Below are 22,268 nucleotides of genomic sequence, written 5' to 3'. Positions count from 1 at the left end.
TCGGGGGCGTCCGTGACCGTGGACGACGATCGACCCCAGGGAGACAGCACCGTGGAGACCCGCCGAGCGCGACGCGAGCAGCATGCCCGCCGTACGCCGCTCCGGCTCCCGGCCCAGATCGCGGTCATCGCGGTCCTCCTCGGCGGCACGGCCGCCTACGCGGGCTCCGACCTCGCGTCCGACACTCCCGTCGCCCTCGCGGCCACGGTCGTCGACGACCTCGACGGACGCGACCGTGAGGTCGCCTCGCGCGGCTCGGCCCGCGCCACGGCCATCACCATCGTCGTCGACGGCGCGGAGCGTTCCGTGACGACGACCCACCCGACCGTCGGCGCCGCTCTCCACGCCGAGGGCATCACGGTCGCGGACGACGCAGTCGTCCTCACCGACCTCGACATGCCCGTCACCGACGGGCTGCGCATCGAGATCGCAGCCGTGACGGAGAGGACGAAGACCGTCACCGAGAAGGTCGAGCACGGCTCGTCCGAGGTCGACGACGCGAACCTCGTCAAGGGCACCCGCATCGTCGAGACGCGCGGTGTCGACGGCGAGTCGACGACGACGTACCTCGTCCGGTCGGCGAACGGCACGGAGATCGAGCGCACGGCACTCACGAGCGTCGTCGTCGCGGAGATGCGCGACGAGGTCGTGCGCGTCGGCACGATGTCCGTCCCCGACTCCTCGGCGAAGGTCCTCTCGCCCAACCAGGCGCGCGCGCTCGCGAAGTCGCTCGTCGCCGAGCGCGGCTGGGACGCGAGCCAGTTCACGTGCCTCGACAGGCTCTGGACGCGCGAGTCCAACTGGCGGGTCACCGCGCACAACAAGGGCTCAGGCGCGTACGGCATCCCGCAGTCGCTGCCCGGCACCAAGATGGCCTCGGTCGCCTCGGACTGGCGCACGAACGCCCGCACGCAGATCATCTGGGGCCTCGGCTACATCAAGAACCGCTACGGCACTCCCTGTGGCGCGCTCGACCACTCCCACGCCCGGGGCTGGTACTGAGCCTGTGACGTCCCGCCGGACCGCGCGTGCCGCGGTCTCCTCCGCCGTCGTCCTCGTCGTCGCCGCGGCGACGACCCTCACCCTCACGAGCCTCGTTCCGGGCGGCACGCCGTGGACCGGCGACGGCCCCGTGCTCGCGGCGACGACCGACCCGACAGCGCCCCAGACTCCAGCCTCCCGCAGCACGGCCCGCGGGCCGGCCATCCCGGTCGAGCTCGTCGTCGACGGCATCGAGCGTCCCGTCCTCACGGCCGCAGCCGACGTCACGGCGCTGCTCGTCGAGCAGGACGTCGTCCTCGGCGACCGCGCCGTCTCCCACGACCTCGACGCCCCCGTCGTCAGCGGCATGCGGGTCGAGGTCGTCGACGTCGAGTGGTCGCACGAGACGGTCGAGGTCGACATCGAGCCTGACGTCGACGAGATCGAGGACCCGTCGCTCGCTGCGGGAGAGCGCCGCGTCGTCTCGGCGGGGTCACCCGGGCGGTCGGTGTCGACGTTCCTCGTCGCGTCGGTCGGCGGTGTCGAGTCCTCGCGCTCCGAGATCGTCTCGGTCGTCCTGCGCGAGCCCGTCGCGGGCACGGTGCGGGTCGGGACCGGTGCGACGCCGTCGCCTGACCCCACGACGACGCCCGCGAGGCCGACGACGCCGGCCGACGGCGAGCCCGCACCGGGCACGCCGGACCCGTCGCCGTCGGAGGGATCGCCGTCGGGCGAGCCCTCGACGGATCCTGACCCGGGACCCTCGGCAGGCCCGGACCCTGAGCCCTCGTCGACGCCGACGTCGAAGCCCACCCCGAAGCCGGAGCCGACCTCTGCCCCGACGACCGCGCCGCCCGGCACCGCCGGGACGACCCCGGCCTCCGCGAAGGCGCTCGCGAAGCGCAAGGTCGCGGCGCGCGGCTGGGACAACGGCGAGTACCGGTGCCTCGTCACGCTGTGGGAGCGGGAGAGCAACTGGAGCTACAAGGCCGCGAACCCGTCGTCGACGGCGCGCGGGATCCCGCAGGCGATCATGAGCCTGCACTTCGGGTCCGACTGGCGCACGAACGACGCCGGCCTTCGGTATCTCACGACGCCGAGCGTGCAGATCGACTGGGGGCTGCGCTACATCGCGGGCCGCTACTCGGGCCCCTGCAAGGCGCTCGCCCACTCCGACGACGTCGGCTGGTACTAGGCCGCTCCTCGCTGAGGAGGGCTCGCCAGACCGTCGACGTGCAGCCCTGACCACAGGCCCCGGTGTGTGGGTTCCGGCCCCCAGGCCGGCCCCAGGGCGTGGGTGATCTGTCCCACGAAGACTTGGAGCGAAGGTCACGCTCCGGTTACGGTAGACCGTTCGTCCGTCGCCCCGCGGCTCGGACGGGGGTCTCACGAGGACCTCCGGACGCCCCCGCAGGTCGACGACGGACGGCCGTCGCGGCCGTCCCGCCCCGGCCGGGGAGGGCGCCACCCTCACGGGGACGGTCCAACAACCGGATCCGGTCTCGACCCCACGCCGCGTGCGCCCAGCGCACCACGGACCTCAGGTCACGCCCAGGGCGTGACACCAGGACCGTGCCCCTGCGGGTGCGTGGAGCGTCGACGCCGGTGCCGGACAGGTCGACGTCTGGACACCGATGCACAACCCCCTGAGCCGCGCCACGCGTGCGGAGAGCACCGACCCCACCTTCGGGACGACGGGGGAGGTGCACGCACGCAGGCCGCTCAGGCGCCGACCGTGGATCGTCGGCACGACCGCCGTCGCTCTCGCGCTCGGCGGTGCGGGCGTCGCGATCGCCACGAACGCCCACAAGACCGTGAGCCTCGACGTCGACGGCAAGACCGTCGACGTCGACACGTGGGCCGGATCCGTCGGCAACCTCCTCGACGAGCTCGGCATCGAGACCAGCACGCGCGACGTCGTCGCCCCTGCCGCGTCCTCCGCGCTCGCCGACGGCGAGACCGTCGTCGTCCGCTACGGGCGCGAGGTCACCGTCTCCGACGGCGAGGACTCCGAGTCCGTGTGGACGACCGCGCTCGACGCCTCCGAGGTGCTCGACACGCTCGAGCAGCGTGAGGCCGACATCCACCTCGTCGCCTCCCGCTCCTCCGAGCGCGCCGAGATCGGTGTGCGCCTCCCGCTCGACGAGGCCGTCCAGGTGCTCGTCGAGGGCGAGGTCCTCCCCGTCGCCGCAGGCATCTCGAGCGTCGACGCGGCGCTCGCCGCCGCGGACGTGGAGCTCGGCGATCTCGACGAGGTCCTCGTCGACGACCGCGCCGCTGACGGCTCCACCCTCGCCGACGGCGAGACCGGTGTGCTCACCGTCGTCGTGCGCCGTGTCGAGGTCACCGAGAAGTCCTCGACGAAGAAGATCGCCCACGAGACCGAGACGGTCAAGGACTCCGACCGCTACACGGACCAGGCGACCCTCGTGCGCACCGCCGGCAAGGACGGCGTCCGCACGACCGTCCACCGCGTCCGCACGGTCGACGGCGACGTCGTCGAGAAGGAGAAGATCTCCGAGAAGGTCACGACGAAGCCCGTCACCGAGGTCAAGGTCGTCGGGACCAAGAAGCGTCCCGCGACGAGCACGCCCGCGTCCTCGAAGGACCAGGGCAAGGCGCCGTCGGGCACGGTCTGGCAGCGTCTTGCGCAGTGCGAGTCGGGCGGGCGTGCCAACGCCGTCTCGGCGAGCGGCGCGTACCACGGCCTCTATCAGTTCTCGGTCGCCACGTGGCGCTCGGTCGGCGGCAAGGGCCTGCCCTCGCAGGCGACGGCCGCGGAGCAGACCAAGCGCGCCAAGATCCTCCAGGCGCGTTCGGGCTGGGGCCAGTGGCCCCACTGCTCGGCCAAGCTCGGCCTCCGCTGAGCCTGCAGTCCCACGAGTCCGGGCGTCCGGCTGCCACGCGCAGCCAGGCGCCCGGATTCTTGCGTGCGGGCCGGGCCGCGTAGGCTCGTGGGCATGACTTCTGCCGCCACCCTTCTCGGCCCCGTCCAGGTACGGGAGCTCGCCGAGAGGCTCGGCGTGCGGCCGACGAAGACGCTCGGCCAGAACTTCGTCATCGATGCGGGCACCGTGCGCAAGATCGTGCGGACCGCGGGCGTCTCGGCGGGTGAGCACGTCGTCGAGATCGGCCCGGGCCTCGGCTCGCTCACGCTCGGGATCCTCGAGACGGGCGCGAGCGTCGTCGCGGTCGAGATCGACCCGGTCCTCGCAGCCGAGCTGCCGACGACGGTCGCGACGTTCCAGCCGGACGCGGCCGAGCGGTTCTCGCTCGTCGGGCAGGACGCCCTCACCGTCACCGAGCTGCCCGGGCCGCCGCCCGTCGCGCTCGTCGCAAACCTTCCGTACAACGTCTCCGTGCCCGTGCTGCTGCACTTCCTCGAGCGCTTCGACTCGCTCGAGCGCGTGCTCGTCATGGTGCAGCTGGAGGTCGCGGACCGCCTCGCCGCGCCCCCCGGGTCGAAGACCTACGGCGTGCCGTCGGCCAAGGCCGCCTGGTACTGCCGCACGTCGCGCGCCGCGACGATCGGACGCAACGTCTTCTGGCCCGCGCCCAACGTCGACTCGGCGCTCGTCGCGATGGAGCGGCGCGAGCCGCCGTCGACGACCGCGTCGCGCGAGGACGTCTTCACCGTCGTCGACGCTGCCTTCGCGCAGCGGCGCAAGACGCTCCGGGCCACGCTCGCCGGCCTCGCCGGCTCGGGCGCGGCCGCTGCCGAGGCGCTCGAGGCCGCGGGCGTCGACCCGTCGGCCCGCGGCGAGGTCTGCGACATCGACACGTTCGCGCGCATCACCGAGGAGATCCTCGCGCGCGGCGGCTTCCACGCTCCCGCGCCCCGCGCGTCGCGGCGCGAGCGGGAGCGTCGGGCCGCCGACGGTGACGCTGCTGCCTCCGGTGACGGCGCGACGTCCGAGGGCGCTGCTGCCGTCGGCGCTGTGATGTCGGACGGCTCTGCTCCGGCCAGCGGGTCAGCGCCGACCGACGGGTCCGCCGCGTGACGGGGCTGCGTCGTGCGAGCGGGCTGCCTGAACGTGTCGTCGTCCGGGCACCGGGCAAGGTCAACCTCGCGCTCCAGGTGAGCCCCGTGGGCGACGACGGCTACCACCGTGTCGTCTCGGTGTTCCAGGCGGTGTCGCTCTTCGAGGACGTCACGGCGACGCGCGGGGACGGCCTGTCGATCACGGCGTCGGGCCTGCAGTCGGAGCTCGTGCCGCTCGACGGGTCGAACATCGCGTGGCGGGCCGCCGAGCTGCTCGCGGCCGAGGTCGGTGTCGACCCCGACGTCCACCTGCACCTCGCCAAGGGCGTGCCCGTCGCGGGCGGCATGGCGGGCGGCTCGGCGGACGGCGCGGCGGCGCTCCTCGCGTGCGACGCGCTGTGGGGGACGGGCGTGCCGAGGGAGCGGCTGCTCGAGCTCGCGGGCGAGCTCGGTGCGGACGTCGCGTTCCCGCTCGTCGGGCACACTGCCGTCGGCACGGGCCGCGGCGAGCTGCTCACGCCCGCGCTCGTGCGGGGCGAGCTTCACTGGGCGTTCGGGCTGCGGCGTGCGGGGATCTCGACGGCGGCGTCCTACGGGCGCTTCGACGAGCGGCTCGCGGAGGCTGCTGCGCGCGGCGAGGACGTGCCGATCGCGGACAGCTGGGACGACGAGCCGGGGACGGCGCTCATGGCGGCGCTGCGTGCAGGTGACGCCGAGGGTGTCGGCGCGCATCTTCGCAACGACCTCGAGTCGGCGTCGTGCGACCTCGAGCCGGCGCTCCGCGAGGTCGTCGATGTGGCGCGCGCGGCGGGGGCGCTCGGCGTCGTCGTCTCGGGCTCGGGGCCGACGGTCGCGGCGCTGGGCCGTTCGCCCCGGCACGCGCTCGCTCTTGCGGCGGCGATGATGGCGGCGGACGTCGTCGACGACGTGGTGACGGCGACGGGCAACGTCCCGGGCGCAAGGCTCCTCGCCCTCCCCACCCCCTGACACCTGCCCCCGACACCTTCGGCGGACCGCGACGTGGCTCGATAGCCGATCGAGCCGCTTGAGACGTACCCATCGGCTATCGAGCAGACGGGTTCGATGCTCGATAGCCGATTCGGACACCTCCAGGGTGTGGATCGGCTATCGGAACACCGCAGGCTGGGGCGGCGTCAGCCGAGGAGCTCCGTGAGCTCGAGCCAGCGCTCCTCCGCCTCCGCGAGCTCTGTCTCCGCCGCGGTGATCTTCGCCTGCAGTCCCGCGAGCCCGCTGAAGTCCGACTGGTCGTGCGCCGCCATGTCCGCGTGGACCTTCGCGACCTGGTTCTCGAGCTTCGTCATGCGCCGCTCGATCGCCCCGACCTCCTTCGTGAGCTCGCGCCGCTCGGCGCCCGAGAGACCGTCGGCGGTCGGCGCGGCCGCGGCAGCACCGCCGCGGGCCGCCGCGTCCTGCGCCCTGCGCTGCGCGGAGCGCAGCGCGAGGTACTCGTCGACGCCGCCCGGCAGGTGCCGCAGGGTGCCCTCGGTGACGGCGTACTGCTGGTCGGTGACGCGCTCGAGCAGGTAGCGGTCGTGGGAGACGACGAGCAGGCAGCCGGGCCACGTGTCGAGGAGGTCCTCGATCGCGGCGAGCATGTCGGTGTCCATGTCGTTCGTCGGCTCGTCGAGGACGAGGATGTTGGGCTCGTCGAGAAGGATGAGCAGCAGCTGCAGGCGCCGCCGCTGCCCGCCCGAGAGGTCCTTGACCTGCGTCGAGAGCTGCGCGTTCGTGAAGCCGAGGCGCTCGAGCAGCTGGCCGGGCGTCATCTCCTTGCCGCCGGAGACGTACGTCGTGCGGTAGGACGCGACGACGTCGGAGACGCGGTCGTCCCACACGTCGCCGAGCTCGGCGAGCTCCTGCGTGAGCGTCGCGACCTTGATGGTCTTGCCGTGCTTGACCCTGCCCGCCGTGGGGGAGAGCTCCCCGGTGATGAGCTTGAGCAGGGTCGACTTGCCGGCGCCGTTGACGCCGAGCAGGCCCGTGCGCTCGCCGGGCGCGATGCGCCACGTGACGTCGTGCAGCACGGGTACGTCGCCGTAGGCGAAGCCTGCGTCCTCGAGGTCGACGACCTGCTTGCCGAGGCGCGCTGTGGCGACGCGCGCGAGCTCGACGGTGTCGCGCACGGGAGGCACGTCGGCGATGAGCTGGTTGGCGGCGTCGATGCGGAAGCGGGGCTTTGACGTGCGTGCGGGCGCGCCGCGGCGCAGCCACGCGAGCTCCTTGCGCATGAGGTTCTGGCGCTTCTGCTCGACGACGGACGCCTGCCGGTCGCGCTCGACGCGCTGCAGGACGTAGGCCGCGTAGCCGCCCTCGAAGGGCTCGACGATGCCGTCGTGCACCTCCCACGTCGCGGTGCAGACCTCGTCGAGGAACCAGCGGTCGTGCGTGACGACGAGGAGCCCGCCCGCGTTCGCGGCCCAGCGCGTGCGCAGGTGCGCGGCGAGCCAGGCGACGCCCTCGACGTCGAGGTGGTTGGTGGGCTCGTCGAGGAAGAGGACGTCGTGGTCCTGGGTGAGGAGCGCGGCGAGCGCGACGCGGCGCCGCTGGCCGCCGGAGAGGTCGCCGACGCGGGCGTCCCACGGGAGGTCGCGCACGAGCCCGTCGAGGACGTCGCGGACGCGCGCGTCGCCCGCCCACTCGTGCTCGGGGCGGTCGCCGACGATCGCGTACCCGACGGTGAGGTCGGGGTCGAGGGTGTCGGTCTGGTCGAGCATCGCGACGGTGACGCCGCCGCGCACGGTGACGCGGCCGTCGTCGGGCGCCGTGCGTCCGGCGAGCAGACGCATGAGGGTCGACTTGCCGTCGCCGTTGCGTCCGACGACGCCTACGCGGTCGCCCTCGTCGAGCCCGAGGCTCACGGAGTCGAGGACGATCTTGTGCGGGAAGGCGATGCGGAGGTTCTCCGCGCCGAGGAGATGGGCCACCGCGCGAGTCTATGCGTCAGCGGCCGCGCCCTGGTCCCGGGGCGACGCGGCCCTCAGGCGTCGAACTGCCCGAGCACCGTCCGCAGCAGGGCCGCGAGCGTGTCGCGCTGGGCCGGGTCGAGCGTGCCGAGGAGCGTGTGCTCCTCCGCGACGAGGTCCGCCATGGCGGCATCGACCTTCGTGAGGCCCGAGGTGGTGAGGCGCACGAGCACGCCCCGACGGTCCTCGGGCGAGGGGTGACGGGAGACGAGGCCGTGGTCCTCGAGCCGGTCGATCCGGTTGGTCATGGTGCCGGACGTCACGAGCGTCTGCGTGAGGAGCGCCCCGGGGGAGAGCTCGTAGGGGACGCCCGCGCGGCGCAGGGCGGACAGGACGTCGAACTCCCACGTCTCGAGGTCGTGGCGGGCGAACGCGCCACGACGTGCGCGGTCGAGGTGCCGGGCGAGCCGGGTGACGCGCGAGAGCACCTCGAGCGGGGCGACGTCGAGGTCGGGGCGCTCGCGGCGCCACGCGTCGACGATGCGGTCGACCTCGTCCGGGGTCGCGGGCACGCCCGTCTGCGCTGCTCCGGCCTGGTTCATCGCACCAGATTACTTGACGTCGAGATACCTGTGGCGGGACGTCGGTCACGGTCCGGGAACAGGTCGGCGCCTCAGCGCTGCCCGTCCCGACGGATCGACGCGTTCCGACCGTCGAACGGTCGGAACGCGTCGATCCGTCGGGAGAACCGGCTCAGCGGGAGCGGAGCACCTCGCGCAGCGGCACGCGCGCGCCGGTGAGCAGCACGGCGCGGCCGTAGATCTTGCCGGCGCCCCACACGAGCGCCGCGACGAGCGCCGTGCACACGACGATCATGAGGATGACCTCCCACGGTGCCGCGACGCCGAGGGCCGAGCGCATCGGCATGATGAGCGGCGTGAAGAACGGCACGTACGACAGGACGGTGACGAGCGTGTTCGTCGGGTCCCAGGGAGCGACGGAGATCCCGACGATGTAGGGCACCATGAGCATCATGAGGATGGGCGTCGTCACGGAGCCGACGTCCTCCTGCCGCGAGACGAGCGCGCCCGCCGCGGCGAAGAGCAGCGCGTAGATCGCGTAGCCGAGGAGGAACCACACGAGGGTCGACCACACGGCGGAGCCGAGGTCGACCTTCATGCCGTCGAACAGCCCGAACGCCGTGGCGGAGGCTGCGCCGACGCCGACGTACGCGACGACCTGCGCAAGGCCGAGCGCGCCGATGCCGAGGACCTTGCCCGCGATGAGCTCGGCGGGTCGGATCGCCGCGAGGAGGATCTCGATGACGCGGCTCGACTTCTCCTCGACGACGCCCTGGGCGACCATCTGCCCGGTCGTCATGATGGCGACGAAGATGAGGATGCCGACGACCTGGCCGAGGATCGACGCCCCGAGCTCGGGGCCGGCCGTCGGCTCGCCGAGCGTCGTGACGACCGGCTGTGCGCCGAGCACGGCCGCGTCGACCTGTGCGGGGTCGCCGCCGAGCCCGGCGATGGCCGTGCTGAGCGCGGCACGCTGCGCCATGACGGTGAGCGTCGCGGTGAGCCCGGAGGGCACCTCGGTGCCGACGGTGACACGGACGGTGCCGTCGTCGTCGAGCGCGACGTACGGGTCGGCGCCGTCCTGCGTGGGGGCGGTCGTCACGGTGGGGTCGACGAGCGCGCCGGTCGCGGTCGCGGCGGCGGCGAGGGCGGTCGCGGTGCGGTCGTCGGGCACGCCGACGGTGAGAGGGTCGGGCTCCTTGCCGCCGAGGACGCCGACGAGCGCGGAGCCTCCGACGATGAGGACGAGGACGATCGCGGTCGTCCACACGAAGGCCTTCGAGCGGGCGCGGGTCGCGATCTCGCGGGCGGCGACGAGTCGGACGGTCCGGACGGGGCTCATGCGGGGGTCTCCTCGTGGTGCTGGTCGCCTGCGACGACGTCGCGGAACAGGTCGGTGAGGCTGGGACGGACACGCGTGAGCTCGTGGACGGGGCCGGTCGCGAGCGCGGCCGCGAGGACCTGCTGCTCGACGCCGTCGTGCGTGACCTCGACGACGGTGCCGTCGGGCCCGTCGGAGACGACGCGCGCACCGGGGACGGCCGCGGCCCAGCCGGGCGCGGCCTGCGGGGCGACGACGCGCCAGCGGGCGGCGCCCGCCGAGCGCAGCCGGTCGACGGTGTCGAGCGCGACCATGCGGCCGGCGCGGATGATGCCGACGCGGTCGCACAGACGCTCGACGAGGTCGAGCTGGTGGGAGGAGAAGACCACGGGGACGCCCACGGCGGAGCGCTCGCGGAGCACGGAGCTCATGACGTCGACCGCGACGGGGTCGAGGCCGGAGAACGGCTCGTCGAGCACGAGGATCTCGGGGGAGTGGACGAGCGCTGCGGCGAGCTGGACGCGCTGCTGGTTGCCGAGCGAGAGCTTCTGCACCTCGTCGCCGAGGCGTTCGGAGACGCCGAGGCGCTCGGTCCACTCGCGGGTCGCGGTGCTCGCGGCGGCGGCGTCAAGCCCGTGGAGGCGCGCGAGGTACTCGAGCTGCTCGCCGACCTTCATCTTGGGGTAGAGGCCACGCTCCTCGGGCATGTAGCCGATGCGGCGGCGCTGCGCGGGGCCGAGCGGACGCCCGTCCCGGAGGACCTCGCCGCCGTCGGGGGCGAGGACGCCGAGGACGATGCGCATGGTCGTCGTCTTGCCCGCGCCGTTGGCGCCGACGAAGCCGAGGATCTCTCCGCCGTCGACCGTGAACGAGACGTCGTCGAGGACGCGGCGGGTGCCGTAGGACTTCACGAGGGAGCGGAGCTCGAGGCGTGTCACGTGTTCTCCGTGGTGAGCGAGGTGGGGCCTCCACCTTGCCATCCTCAGGGTGAAGTGTGCCACGGGAGGTGCGGTTTTCCTGACATTTCGGCGAGCGAGGGCCCGCGGGTGGTTTCTCCCTGGTAAGTGGCACGGTAGCGTCTGACCAGCATGGAAGCGTCCCCATCGACGGGCGACGCGCAAGGCTGCACGGAGACGGGGGAGGTCACTGTGGCGCAGCACAGGCGTACGAGGTGGGAGTCTGTCCGGACGAGGGCGGTCGCGGCAGCGTCCGCGCTCGCGGTCGCGGTCGTGGGGATGGTCGTCATACCGTCCGTCGCGGCCCCGGCGGACCTCGACATCGCACGGATCTCCGTCGAGAAGGCCGTCGAAGGTGATGACCAGGGTTCGACCCCTTCCTTCCGGCCCGGCGAGACGGTCACCTACGTCATCACGGTGTCGTGCGCGCTCATCGACTCGCCCGGGTGCGTCGACGGTGCGATGACCGACGTCCTGCCGGCACCGCTCGAGATCGACGGCCCCGACGACGTCACGGTGACGAACAACGCGGGCGACGTCTCGGTCACCGGCCGCACCGTGCGCGTCGACTTCACCTCGAACCTCGGCGAGGGCTACACGGGCCTCGGCGCGAACGAGGTCATCATCCGCATCAAGGCACGGGTCGCTGCAGACGCCGACCCGTCCTTCGACAACGCGACGATCACCAACACGGCCGTCGCGACCGCGATCAACGCGGAGGAGGCGACCGACCCGGCCGACATCGTCCTCGCCGTCGAGGAGAACCTCGCCGCGACGCCCGACAAGTCCGTCGCGTCCCCCGCGTCGGGCATCGTTCCCGCGCGCCCCGGCCTCCCGGTCGTGTGGCGGCTGCAGGGCACGAACTCCTCGAACACCGCGGTCGACGCGCTGACGCTCACGGACGCCTCGACGGCGACGCCCTCGGTGTTCGACCACCTCGCGGTCACGGGCGTCAAGAAGATCGACCTGCCCCAGGGCGCGACCGGTGCGACGTTCACCTGGAACCTCGCGGGCGGCGGCACGACGACGACGACCTACGCCGCAGGCGGCTCGCTCGACGGGCTCGTCCCGGCTGGTGTCGACCCGTCCGGCTTCGCGGTCGAGTTCACGGGACCGGCCGGCGCGATCGCCAAGGGTGCCACGGGCGGGGTCGACCTCGCGACGGTGACGCGCGACTCGGTCGCTGACGTCCCCGAGGGCGACTCGCTCGTCCTCGAGAACTGGCTGTCCGCGACGGTGCGGAAGGACGGGACGACGTCCCCGGCCAAGACCGACGACGCAACCGTCACCGTGAAGAAGCAGAACCCCGGCGTCGACCTCACCAAGTCGTTCAGCCGTGACTGGCTCACGTCGGCGGGCCAGGCCGTGGCGACGCTCGATGCCAAGGTCACCGGCATGGCCGCGACCTCGCTGACGCTCACGGAGCCGAGCGCGTCGTCCGGCCAGCCGACCTTCGGCGACCAGGGGCTGACGTTCGGCGGCTACGCCGACACGGACACCGCGTCGATCACGTGGCCCGCGGGCGCGGAGAGCGCGACGGTCGTCTACACGTACGCGGACGGCTCGACCTCGTCGGCGACGACGAACGTCGACGGAACGCTGCCCGGCCCGGACGCGGGCAAGGTCGTCGCGCGCTTCACGGCGACGTTCGAGGGCGACCTTCAGCCTGGTGCGCAGGCCGTCGTGCCCTTCGTCGTCGAGGCCTCCCCGGAGATCTTCGCGGAGTCGACGGCGACGAACGTCGCGACCGCGCAGGCGACCGACGGCGACGCCCGGGGCGAGACGGTCACCTCGACGGACGCCATCGACCTGCTGCCCGAGCGCATCGCGACGGAGCTCGTCAAGGAGATCCTGCGTCCCGAGCTCTGGGGTGTCGGCGGCGTCTCGACCGGCGTGAAGTTCGACGCGAAGGTGTCCGAGCAGCCGGCGTCGACGATCGGCGCGGACTCGCTCGTCATCACCGACCCCGTCGGCGCGGGTTCGACGTTCTGGAACTACGCGCGCGTCACGGGTGTGACGACCGCGGAGGTCCCCGCGAACGCCGAGCTCGTCGTGCGCTACCTCGACGCGGACGGTGTCTGGCAGGTGCTCGGCACCTACCCGGGCCCGCAGATCGTCAAGGACCTCGCCGTCCCGGCGGCGCCCGCCCCAGGCGCGCAGGGCATCCAGCTCGACTACCAGGCCAAGCCCGGCCAGATCCTCGAGCCAGGCTTCCACGTCCGCCCGGTCATCGCGACCGAGCTGCTCGCGACCGGCCGTGACGGCGTCCCGCTCGCGGACGCCTACCCCGTCGTCGACGGCGAGAAGGCTCCGCTCGCGCTCGCGAACCTTGCGGGCGTCACCGTGACGAACGACGACGCCGTCGTCCCCGTCGTCTCGGAGCAGGACGACGCCGGCACCGAGGTGCTGCCGGTCGACGGCACGGGCCCCGACCTCGTCGACAAGACGTGGGCGAAGACGTACACGGCGCTCGCCGGCGGCTCGGAGACGGCGCAGCTGCGCTGGACGACAGCGGGCCTGCCGCTGGAGAAGCTGGTCCTCACGGACCCCGCGGACGCGAGCGCCCTCACCGACCTCACGACGTCCGCCTACGACGCGGTCGACCTCACGCAGGTCGCGGGCCTCGCGCCCGCCTCGAACGGCGGCAACCGCCTCGCGCGCCTCGAGCTGTTCAGCATGACGACGGGCACGTGGATCGACGTCACGTCGAAGGTTACGGGTGACGTCTACCTGCTCGACGCGGCCGAGCAGGCCTCGACGGTCGGCGTGCGCGCGACGTTCGTCGGCCCCGAGGGCAGGCCGATGGTCGAGCCGGAGACCGGGCGCTACGCGCTCGACCTCACGCTGCGCGTGCGCGACACGCTACGCGCGGACCCCGCGACGTACGTCCTGGGTGACGACCACCCGGACGCCACGTACAACGGTGGCCACGCGACGCTCCGCAACACGGTGAGCGCGACGGGCACGGCCGGCACGACCGACTTCACGTCGACGGACGCCGACACGGCGGTCATCGTCGACTCGGTCCTCAACGCGAGCATCAGCAAGGAGTTCGACCAGTCGGAGCTCCCCATCCCGGCCGCGAGCACAGGCGCGGACCAGTACCCGCTCGTCGACGCGACGATCACGGTGACGAACACGACGCTCTCGCGCACGTCGAGCCTGGAGATCGTGGACCCGTACTCGGGTCCGGGCGTCCAGGTGCCGTCGAACACGAACACCTACCTGCGCCTCTACGGCATCGGTGAGATGACGGTGCCCTCGGGCGCGACGAGCACGACGGTCACGCTCCAGCGGGAGACCGGTCCGGACGAGTCGTACACGATCGCGGAGGCCCAGGCGCTCACGCCGGCGCAGCTCCGTGACGTCACGCTCGTCACCGTGACGCACGAGGGCGTCATCGCGCCCTCGGCCGGGTCGACGACCCGTCTCGTCCACCAGCTGCGCGACGACGTCGCGCTCGCACCGGGGACGACGATCACGAACAACGCGTACTTCGAGCTCGAGCGCCCGGGCGGCGTCGCGTCCGTCGACTCGACGTCGGGCTCCGACGACGACACGCTCGGTCTCGCGAACCCGAGCTACGACGTCACGTCGGGCAAGACGGTGACGCCGTCGACGGCGGTCGAGGGCTCGGCCGCGGCGACGGGTCCGTACACCGTGCACCTCGAGGGGCGACCCGCGGGCACGGCGCGCACGACGACGCTCACGCTCACCGACGCGGACCCGCAGTTCTTCAACGTCTTCGACCTCACGGGCGCGCGGCTCACGGTTCCGACGGGCGGCCCCAACCGGTACGTCGTCAGCACGCTCGTCGACAACGACGGCGACAAGGACCTCGCCTGGTCGTCGACCGGCGGTGTCGTGACGGTGACGTGCAACGGCGACGCCGACCTCGATCCGTGCTGGGTGGACTCCGACGTGCGCCTCGCGTCGACCGCCGTGACGCCCCCGGCCGGCGTGAGCTGGTCGCAGGTGCGCGGCGTCCGTCTCGAGGTCTTCAAGGTCGCCTCGGAGACCGACCTCGGCGACACGGCGCGCGTGCGCTGGGAGCGCCCGGCGAGCCCGCGGATCGAGCTCGACCTCACGGCCGTGCGCCGCGCCGCGCTCCTCACGGGCGAGACCCCGTCGACGACGCGTCCGGACGTCCCGGCGGCCCCGGGCGAGGCGAAGCGCGGCGTGACGTCGAACAGCTTCGTCGTCCACGGCGAGGGCGTCTGGAACGGCCAGCGGTACTCGGACGACGCCGGCGACGATGCCGAGACGACGCTCACGCACCTCACGAACTCCGTCAAGGTGACGAAGACGCCGGGCAACGGCAAGGCCGGGGACACCGACGCGCAGACCGTCAACCTCGGTACGGACATCAAGTACGGCATGACGGTGCAGAACACGGGGCAGTGGCCCATGACGGGTCTCGTCCTGCGCGACGACGTCCAGGTCGTCGGCGGGTCCTCGATCCTCACGGCCGTTCCGGCCCCTGACACCGAGGGCACGGACCCTGCTGACTGGAAGGTCTTCGAGTTCTCGCTCGCGGACGCGGGCGGCGCGAGCCTGCCTGTGCCGGCCGGCTTCTCGGGAGCGCTCGACGAGGTCACCGGCAAGGTGACGTTCACGGTCCCGGCCGGCTTCATCCTGCAGCCCGGCCAGACCCTCAAGGTCGTCGGTCACCTCCGGCTGCGAGACGGGGCGGCGGCCGACAAGGCGTACAGCAACACGTTCGGCGTCCGCAGCGACCGCATGTTCGACTCGTGCGCGCACACGACGAACGGTGTGGGCAGCACGACGGTGACGAACACGGACGAGTGCGCCGCGACGACGCACGTGCGTACGCCGGCCGTCGCGCCCATCCAGATCACGAAGGCCGTCCGGGGTGACGGGGCGGGCGAGACGTCCTCGTCCGCCGACCTCGGCGTCTTCGCCCGCACCGGTGCCGCGGCCGACTGCGCCGCACCCAACGCGGGTGGTCTGTTCTACCAGCACCCGTGCGTCCCGGTGACCCGCCCCGGCGGCGTCGAGGAGTGGCGCATGTCGATGAAGAACATCGGCAACGTCGACGCGCACGTCGTGACGATCATCGACACGCTCCCGCGGGTCGGCGACACCGGTGTCTGGATCGACCAGCAGCGCGGGTCGGCGTTCGACGTGACGCTCCTGCCGGGTGTGACCGTCGACGCGCCCTCGGGCAACACGCCGGCGAGCACCGAGGTCTACTGGACGTCGAAGACGCTCGCGCCCTCGTGCTCCGACGACGACATCAAGCACACGAACGGCGGCCCGCTCGTCGCCACGTGCAAGACCGAGGTCGAGGGCCGCGGCTGGACCCTCATGACGGGTTCCGAGACTGAGGACCAGCTCAGGACGGCGTCGGCGATCAAGGTCGTCGTCCGCTGGACCTCGAACACGACCGTGCACTCGGGCCTCAAGCCGGGCGAGACGGTGAGTGTCCGCATGAAGACGCGCACCCCGGCGATCGCGCCGCCGAGCGAGCTCGACCTGCCGATCGCGTTCAACTCGGTCGCGGGCGGCACGGGTGCCCGTGCGACCGCGAACGGGACTCTCCGCGTCTCGACAGTCATCGAGCCGCGCAAGGTCGGCGTCGCGACCGCGCCCGGCGCGATCGACGTCGCGAAGATCGTCCGGACCCCGTCGGCAGGCGACGGCACCTCCCTGTGGCGTCCCGGCGCGACCGCGGCGCTCCCGACGAGCTACACGTTCCGCCTCGCGTGCTTCGCACCGGGCGTGGGCGGTGCCAAGCTCGCGCTCAAGCGCGACACGGTGACGCCGGGCGTCAGCGCGTGGATCCGTGAGGACGAGGACGACCTTGTCGTCACGGTCCCCGCGGGCGGCTCGCGCGTCCTCGACGCAACGACGACGAACCTGCCGCTCTTCGCGGAGTGCACCGTGACGGAGGAGGGCCAGCCCGCGGGCGTCAAGGTCTCCTACGCGCCGGGCGGTACGACGCCGGGCACGCTCACCGCGCTCGCCTCGCTCGCGAGCAACGCGGCCGTCCACCACCCGTGGGCGCCGGCGACCGCTGAGCGGCCGCGCGCGGACGTGACGAACACGTATGCCAACTCGGGCTTCACCGTGACGAAGAATGTCGACGACGGTGGCGCGAAGGACCAGGATGGCGACCTCCTCGTCCGTGACTGGCCGTACGCCTTCACCGCAAGCTGCACCTACCTGGGCCGTGAGGTCCTTGTCGCAGGCGAGACCTCGTTCTCGCTCGAGCACGGCCAGAGCCTCACGTTCACGCAGATCCCTGTGGGGTCGGAGTGCAGCGTCACGGAGGTGAGCCGCAGCAACGCGGGCCAGTCGGTCGCGATGGTGACGACGGACGCCGGTGCGACCGTCGTCGGCACGCCGGCGAACGGCACGACGCGCTTCACGGTGACGGACCACCTCGCCCAGGAGAACGGCCCGGGTGACGCCACGGCGTCGACGACCGCGTTCACCAACACGTTCTCGACCGGCTCGCTGTCGTTCGAGAAGACGTTCACGGGCCCCGGCATCGAGCGCTGGAGCGGCAGCACGATCTCGCTCGACCTCGTGTGCGCGATCGCTCAGCCGGCGGGGCTCACCTCGCCGCGGGAGGTCTACCGGAAGACGTTCACCTATGGGAAGACGGACGGCGGACGCACCTCGTGGGCAGGCCGGACGATCTCCGAGACGGTCGACGACCTGCCGACGGGCGCGACCTGCACCCTCACGGAGCCGGTCAGCGCAGGTGCGCACGTGACGACGACCCCGGCGAACGGCCAGGTCCGTGTCGGTGACGGCACGACCGTGAGCATCGGCGTGACGAACGACTTCCGCGAGGGGGGCGTGAGGGTCACGAAGGCGTTCGCGGGTGCCGCGAAGGACCTTGACGTGCTGCGCGACGCGGACGCCGGGTACGAGGTGCGCCTCGGGTGCACGGTCGGCGGCAGCCCCATCTCGATCCCGGGCGGCAGCGACAGGACGCTCGGCTCGACCGGCTCGTTCGCCGCCACGTGGGACCTGCTCCCCACGGATGCGGTCTGCGACGTCACCGAGCTCTCGGCGTCGGTCGGCGGCAAGACCCTCGTCGCGGGCGTCGACTACACGGCGGCCTCGGACGGCCCGGTGACGGTCGGCTCGGGGACGGATGCGGCGCTCACGCTGACGAACACGATCGTCGACACGAGCGTGATCCTCACCAAGCTGGTGACCGGCGGTGCCGCAGCCTGGGGTGCGCCGAGCTACTCGCTCACGCTCGCGTGCACGTGGCAGGGCGAGTCCCTGCCTGATCGTACGGTGGCGGTCCCGGCGAACGGCACGGCAACTGTGACGGGCGTGCCCGTCGGGTCGTCGTGCCAGATCTCAGAGCCGAACGCGCACGGCGCGACGAACGTGACGTTCTCTCCGTCGGCCGCGACCGAGGTCCCGGCACTCGGGCAGCCGACGCTCGGGTTCACCGCGACCAACGAGTACGTCGCGACGACGGTCACCGTGAGCAAGGCCGTCGGGACGGAGGCGTCGGACGGCACGGGCACCCCCGTGATCGGACGCTCCTTCGCGTTCTCGCTGGTCTGCACGCTCGACGGACGTTCGCAGACGCTGACGACGACGGTCACGGACGGCGGATCTCACACCTTCACGGGCCTGCCCGTGGGTGCGGAGTGCACGGTGACGGAGACGGCTGCCGGTGACGGCTCGGTCCCGGCCGTCCAGGTCACCGGTGCGACCGCGTCCGGGTCGGGATCGACGACGACGTTCACGCTCCCCGCGCCGGGTGTCCCAGCGACGGGTGTCACGGCGGCCTTCACCAACACCTACCCGGTCGGGTCGGTCGCGGTGACCAAGCATGTCCGTGGTGCGGGCGCCGCGTGGGCGGACGACCCGTTCACGGTCTCCATGACGTGCACGGCGCCGGTCGGCGTCGGCGGTGCCCAGAAGCTCGTCTACTCGGGCACGCACACCTTCGCCCGGGCCGCGTCGTCGACGTGGCCGTCGCAGACGTGGACGGTCGGGAATCTCCTCGTCGGCGCGACGTGCACCGTCACCGAGACCGCGACGGGCGGTGCGAACTCCAAGATCGTGGGTAGCCCGGTGGCCGTCGCTGCTGGTGGTACCGCGACTGTCGACGTCGAGAACACGTTCCTCCAGGGTGACGTCGTCGTGACGAAGAAGCTCGCCGGTGACCCGGCCGAGCTGGTGGCCGCGAAGCAGGGCACGTACATCGTCGAGCTCGTGTGCACGCGCGTGGTCGACGGCGTGACGGTCCCGGTCACAGTCCCGGGCGGGGCACGCCGCACGATCGACTTCGCGACGAGCGCCGTGGCACGCTACGCGGGCCTGCCGACGGACGCGGACTGCACGCTCAGCGAGGTCTCATCGACCCCGCAGGCCCAGGGGACGACGATCACCAACGGCGGCCAGCTCACGGTCGGCAGCACGAACGACGTCGCGCTCGACGTGACGAACTCGTTCGGCACGACGTCCGTGACGCTCGCCAAGTCCGTCACGGGTGCGGTCGACTCGAAGTACGTCCCGACGGACTTCGAGGTGACGCTCACGTGCGACTGGTACGGCGACGACGTGTCGCCGACGGCGCCGATCACGGTGCCGGCGGGCGGCTCGGTGACGGTCGGCGGACTCCCGGTCGGGTCGACGTGCTCGGTCGAGGAGACCGGTGACCACGGCGAGACCGCGGTCTCGTACACGGTCACGCAGCCCGGCGAGACGGCCCCGACTCCGATCACGCCGACGGACGAGATCGCGATCGCTGACGCGGCACCGTTCACGACGTTCACGGTGACGAACCGCTACGACCTCTCGGCGGGCTTCGACCTGTCGAAGGACGTCGTCACGGGCGCGCTCGACGCGGCCGGGGCCGGCGTCGCGATCGGCCGGTCGTTCACGTTCGCCATCGCGTGCGAGTTCCGCGGCGTGGCCGTGACCGAGGTGGTCGCGTCCGTGACTCTCGCGCACGACGAGGTCGTGACGGTCGACGGCATGCCGGTCGGCTCTGAGTGCACGGTGACGGAGCAGCCCCCGGGCGACGCCTCGACGACGTCGATCGACGTCACGGGTGGTTCCCCGACGACGTCGGGCCGTTCGGCGACGTTCACGGTCGGCGCCGGCTCGGCGCAGGCGCGGTCGGTGACGGTCGACTACACGAACACCTACCCCGTGGGCGCGATCGAGGTCGTCAAGGACATCGCCGGTGACGGCGGCGTCCTGCCCGACGGCACGCCCGTGTGGGCGGTCGGCCCGTTCGAGCTCGACATGGTCTGCACCCTTCCGGGTGCGGGCGTCGGCGGAGCGGACCTCGTGGTCTGGGACGGCTCGCACACGTTCGAGCGTGCCGACGCGGACGACCCCTGGACGACCGCTGACCTCACGTGGCGGCCGGAGAACCTGCCGGTCGGTGCTGAGTGCGTCGTCACGGAGCCGGCGCGCGGCGGGGCGAACGCCGTGGCGTTCACCGCGCCCGACGGCACGGTGACGGTCGACGACCCGGCGGCGATGCCGGCGACCGAGGCCTCGGCGACGGTCGTCGTCACCGCCGACCTCACCGACCCGGTCGAGGTCACGGCGACGAACACGTTCACGACCGGCGACCTCGAGGTCACGAAGAGCATCGAGGGCCCGACGGCTCCGACGCTCGACCCCGCGCTCGACGGCACGTACACGGTGACGCTCGTCTGCACGCGCCCCGTCGACGGCGCCCAGGTGCCCGTCGCGGTGCCCGGCGGCGCGACCCGCACCTTCACGGGCACGGGGACCACCCGCACCGTGACGTACGAGGGCCTGCCGACCGGCGCGACGTGCGAGCTCTCCGAGACGACGTCGACCCCGACGCCGCAGACCGTGGAGTACACGGTCGGCACGGGGACGCCGTCGCCGACGCCGCCGACGTTCGAGGTGCTCGAGGGCACCGCGACCGCGGGCATCACGGTGACGAACACGTTCCTCGACGGCTCGGTCGTCGCACGCAAGCTCGTCGTGGGTGACGGCAAGGGCTTCGCCCCCGCCGACTTCTCCGCGACGGTCTCCTGCACGTGGGAGGGCGCGTCGGTGCCGCTGCCGAACGGCGGCAAGGTCACGCTGCCGGGCGACGGCACGGTCGTCACGGTCGGCGACGCGCCCGAGGGCTCGGTCTGCACGATCGAGGAGGACACGACGGGCGCCGGCCAGACCGACGTGCAGGTGTCCGACCCCGTGACGCTCGTCGCGGGCGAGACGTCGACCCTCACGGTGACGAACACCTACGAGCTCACGGGTCTGTCCGTGACGAAGAAGGTCGACGGAGCTCTCGCGGCCGACGGCACCCCGGTGACGTACACGACGTCGTTCGCGTTCGAGGCGAGCTGCGTGTTCCGCGGCACCGAGGTCCTCGCCCCGGCCGACCGTGCGTTCACGCTTGCGCAGGACGGCTCCCGCGAGATCGGCGGCGTGCCCGTCGGCTCGGTCTGCACCGTCACGGAGACCGACGCTGCAGGTGCGACGAGCACGACGGTCACGCAGGTCGCCGACGAGGTCGAGGGCGCGCCTGTGACCGTCGCGACGACGACGCTCACGCTCGAGCGCGGCGTCGACCACGGTGTCGTCGTGACGAACACGCTGCCGACGGGTCCCGTCACGGTGACGAAGGTCGTCGACGGCGCGGGCGCCGCGCTGTGGGGCACGGGCACGTTCCAGGTCCGCCTCGTGTGCACGGCCGACGACGTCGCGGGCGGCACCGTCCACGACGGGCTCCACGAGCTCTCGGCCACCTCGCCGACGCTCACGGTCGGGCACCTGCCGGCCGGTGCGACGTGCGAGGTCTCGGAGACCCGGACGGGCGGCGCGGACGCGTCGGTCGTCACGGTGGGCTCCGCGACGGTGACGGACGCGACGGACCCGGGGGCGACGCCCGCGTCGTTCACGGTGACGAACACGTTCGACGTCGCGGCGGTCGAGGTGACGAAGTCGGTCGAGGGTGAGGGCGCGTCCAGCGCCCGCAGCGCCGAGTTCGTCGTCGAGCTCGTCTGCACGCGCGAGGTCGACGGCGAGACCGTCGACGTCGAGGTGCCGGGCGGCGCCCGCCGCACGCTCTCGCGGGCGGCCGGCCTCACGACGCGGTACGCGGACCTTCCCGCCGCCGCGGACTGCACGGTCACCGAGGTCGAGACGGGTGACGCCGACGCCACGAGCGTCGTCGTCGTCCAGGACGGCGTCGAGCGCGAGGCGACCGGCACGAGCGCGGACGTCGTGCTCACGGGCACGGACGTCACGGTGCGCGTCGTCAACACGTTCGACGACGACGACTCGCGCCCGACCGAGGGTCCGGACGAGCCGACGGACAAGCCGACCGACGAGCCGGGGCTCCCGGTGACGGGCGCCCAGGTGCTCGGCGCGGCAGGCCTCGCGGCGCTGCTCGTGCTCGTGGGCCTCGTCCTCGTGGCGGTGCGCAGGCGCAACGCCTGACGTTCCCGGGCGCCTGGCGCCCCGGACGACCGACGGCCCGCGCCCCTCTTCGGAGGGGCGCGGGCCGTCGTCGTCGTCGGTGCGCGC

10 protein-coding genes are annotated in these 22,268 nt (G+C 72.6%); 6 read left to right on the top strand and 4 right to left on the bottom strand.

Annotated elements, in window-relative coordinates; translation table 11 throughout:
* The first annotated feature begins 51 nt into the window (after window positions 1-51).
* From G7063_RS11770 to G7063_RS11750, 5 genes are all read left to right on the top strand, one after another.
* Window positions 52-1,002: a G5 domain-containing protein gene (locus G7063_RS11770; RefSeq protein ID WP_166414559.1), complete on the top strand. Its 951-nt coding sequence runs from the start codon at window positions 52-54 to the stop codon at window positions 1,000-1,002.
* 4 nt (window positions 1,003-1,006) lie between these two features.
* On the top strand, window positions 1,007-2,176 hold the full coding sequence (locus G7063_RS11765; protein WP_166414558.1) for a G5 domain-containing protein: 1,170 nt from the start codon (window positions 1,007-1,009) through the stop codon (window positions 2,174-2,176).
* Between the two features lie 439 nt (window positions 2,177-2,615).
* Window positions 2,616-3,848, top strand: a complete 1,233-nt coding sequence (locus G7063_RS11760) for a resuscitation-promoting factor (RefSeq protein ID WP_166414557.1) — start codon at window positions 2,616-2,618, stop codon at window positions 3,846-3,848.
* A 93-nt stretch (window positions 3,849-3,941) separates the two neighbouring features.
* Entirely contained in the window at window positions 3,942-4,982 is a 1,041-nt protein-coding gene (rsmA, locus tag G7063_RS11755; protein WP_166414556.1) for a 16S rRNA (adenine(1518)-N(6)/adenine(1519)-N(6))-dimethyltransferase RsmA, read from the top strand.
* Window positions 4,979-5,950 (top strand): 4-(cytidine 5'-diphospho)-2-C-methyl-D-erythritol kinase, encoded by a 972-nt coding sequence (locus G7063_RS11750; RefSeq protein WP_240916062.1) that lies wholly within the window; start codon window positions 4,979-4,981, stop codon window positions 5,948-5,950. The genes rsmA and G7063_RS11750 overlap by 4 nt, the downstream gene beginning before the upstream one ends.
* Before the next feature lie 167 nt (window positions 5,951-6,117).
* On the opposite strand, the gene G7063_RS11745 is transcribed toward G7063_RS11750, so the two are convergent.
* The 4 genes from G7063_RS11745 to G7063_RS11730 form a co-directional block, all read right to left on the bottom strand.
* Window positions 6,118-7,908 (bottom strand): ABC-F family ATP-binding cassette domain-containing protein, encoded by a 1,791-nt coding sequence (locus G7063_RS11745; RefSeq protein ID WP_166414555.1) that lies wholly within the window; start codon window positions 7,906-7,908, stop codon window positions 6,118-6,120.
* A 53-nt stretch (window positions 7,909-7,961) separates the two neighbouring features.
* Complete coding sequence (locus G7063_RS11740; RefSeq protein ID WP_166414554.1) at window positions 7,962-8,489, bottom strand: MarR family winged helix-turn-helix transcriptional regulator; 528 nt, start codon at window positions 8,487-8,489, stop codon at window positions 7,962-7,964.
* A 151-nt stretch (window positions 8,490-8,640) separates the two neighbouring features.
* Complete coding sequence (locus G7063_RS11735; protein ID WP_166414553.1) at window positions 8,641-9,810, bottom strand: ABC transporter permease; 1,170 nt, start codon at window positions 9,808-9,810, stop codon at window positions 8,641-8,643.
* Window positions 9,807-10,727, bottom strand: coding sequence for an ABC transporter ATP-binding protein (locus G7063_RS11730; RefSeq protein ID WP_166414552.1), 921 nt, complete (start codon window positions 10,725-10,727; stop codon window positions 9,807-9,809). The genes G7063_RS11735 and G7063_RS11730 overlap by 4 nt, the downstream gene beginning before the upstream one ends.
* A gap of 297 nt (window positions 10,728-11,024) precedes the next feature.
* Between G7063_RS11730 and G7063_RS11725 the strand changes: the two genes are divergently transcribed.
* Complete coding sequence (locus G7063_RS11725; protein WP_166414551.1) at window positions 11,025-22,181, top strand: DUF5979 domain-containing protein; 11,157 nt, start codon at window positions 11,025-11,027, stop codon at window positions 22,179-22,181.
* Window positions 22,182-22,268 lie beyond the last annotated feature (87 nt).

The organism is Sanguibacter sp. HDW7 (genome assembly GCF_011300875.1).
GTDB lineage: Bacteria > Actinomycetota > Actinomycetes > Actinomycetales > Cellulomonadaceae > Flavimobilis.
Note: the sequence above shows the minus strand (reverse complement) of the source record. Positions and strands in the feature narration are given on the sequence as shown.

Bases quoted from the DNA above. Each gene is read 5' to 3' on its own strand.
- G7063_RS11760 (WP_166414557.1), top strand. From the start codon at position 2,616: ATGCACAACCCCCTGAGCCGCGCCACGCGTGCGGAGAGCACCGACCCC.
- rsmA (WP_166414556.1), top strand. From the start codon at position 3,942: ATGACTTCTGCCGCCACCCTTCTCGGCCCCGTCCAGGTACGGGAGCTC.
- G7063_RS11740 (WP_166414554.1), bottom strand. From the start codon at position 8,489: ATGAACCAGGCCGGAGCAGCGCAGACGGGCGTGCCCGCGACCCCGGAC.
- G7063_RS11735 (WP_166414553.1), bottom strand. From the start codon at position 9,810: ATGAGCCCCGTCCGGACCGTCCGACTCGTCGCCGCCCGCGAGATCGCG.
- G7063_RS11725 (WP_166414551.1), top strand. From the start codon at position 11,025: ATGGTCGTCATACCGTCCGTCGCGGCCCCGGCGGACCTCGACATCGCA.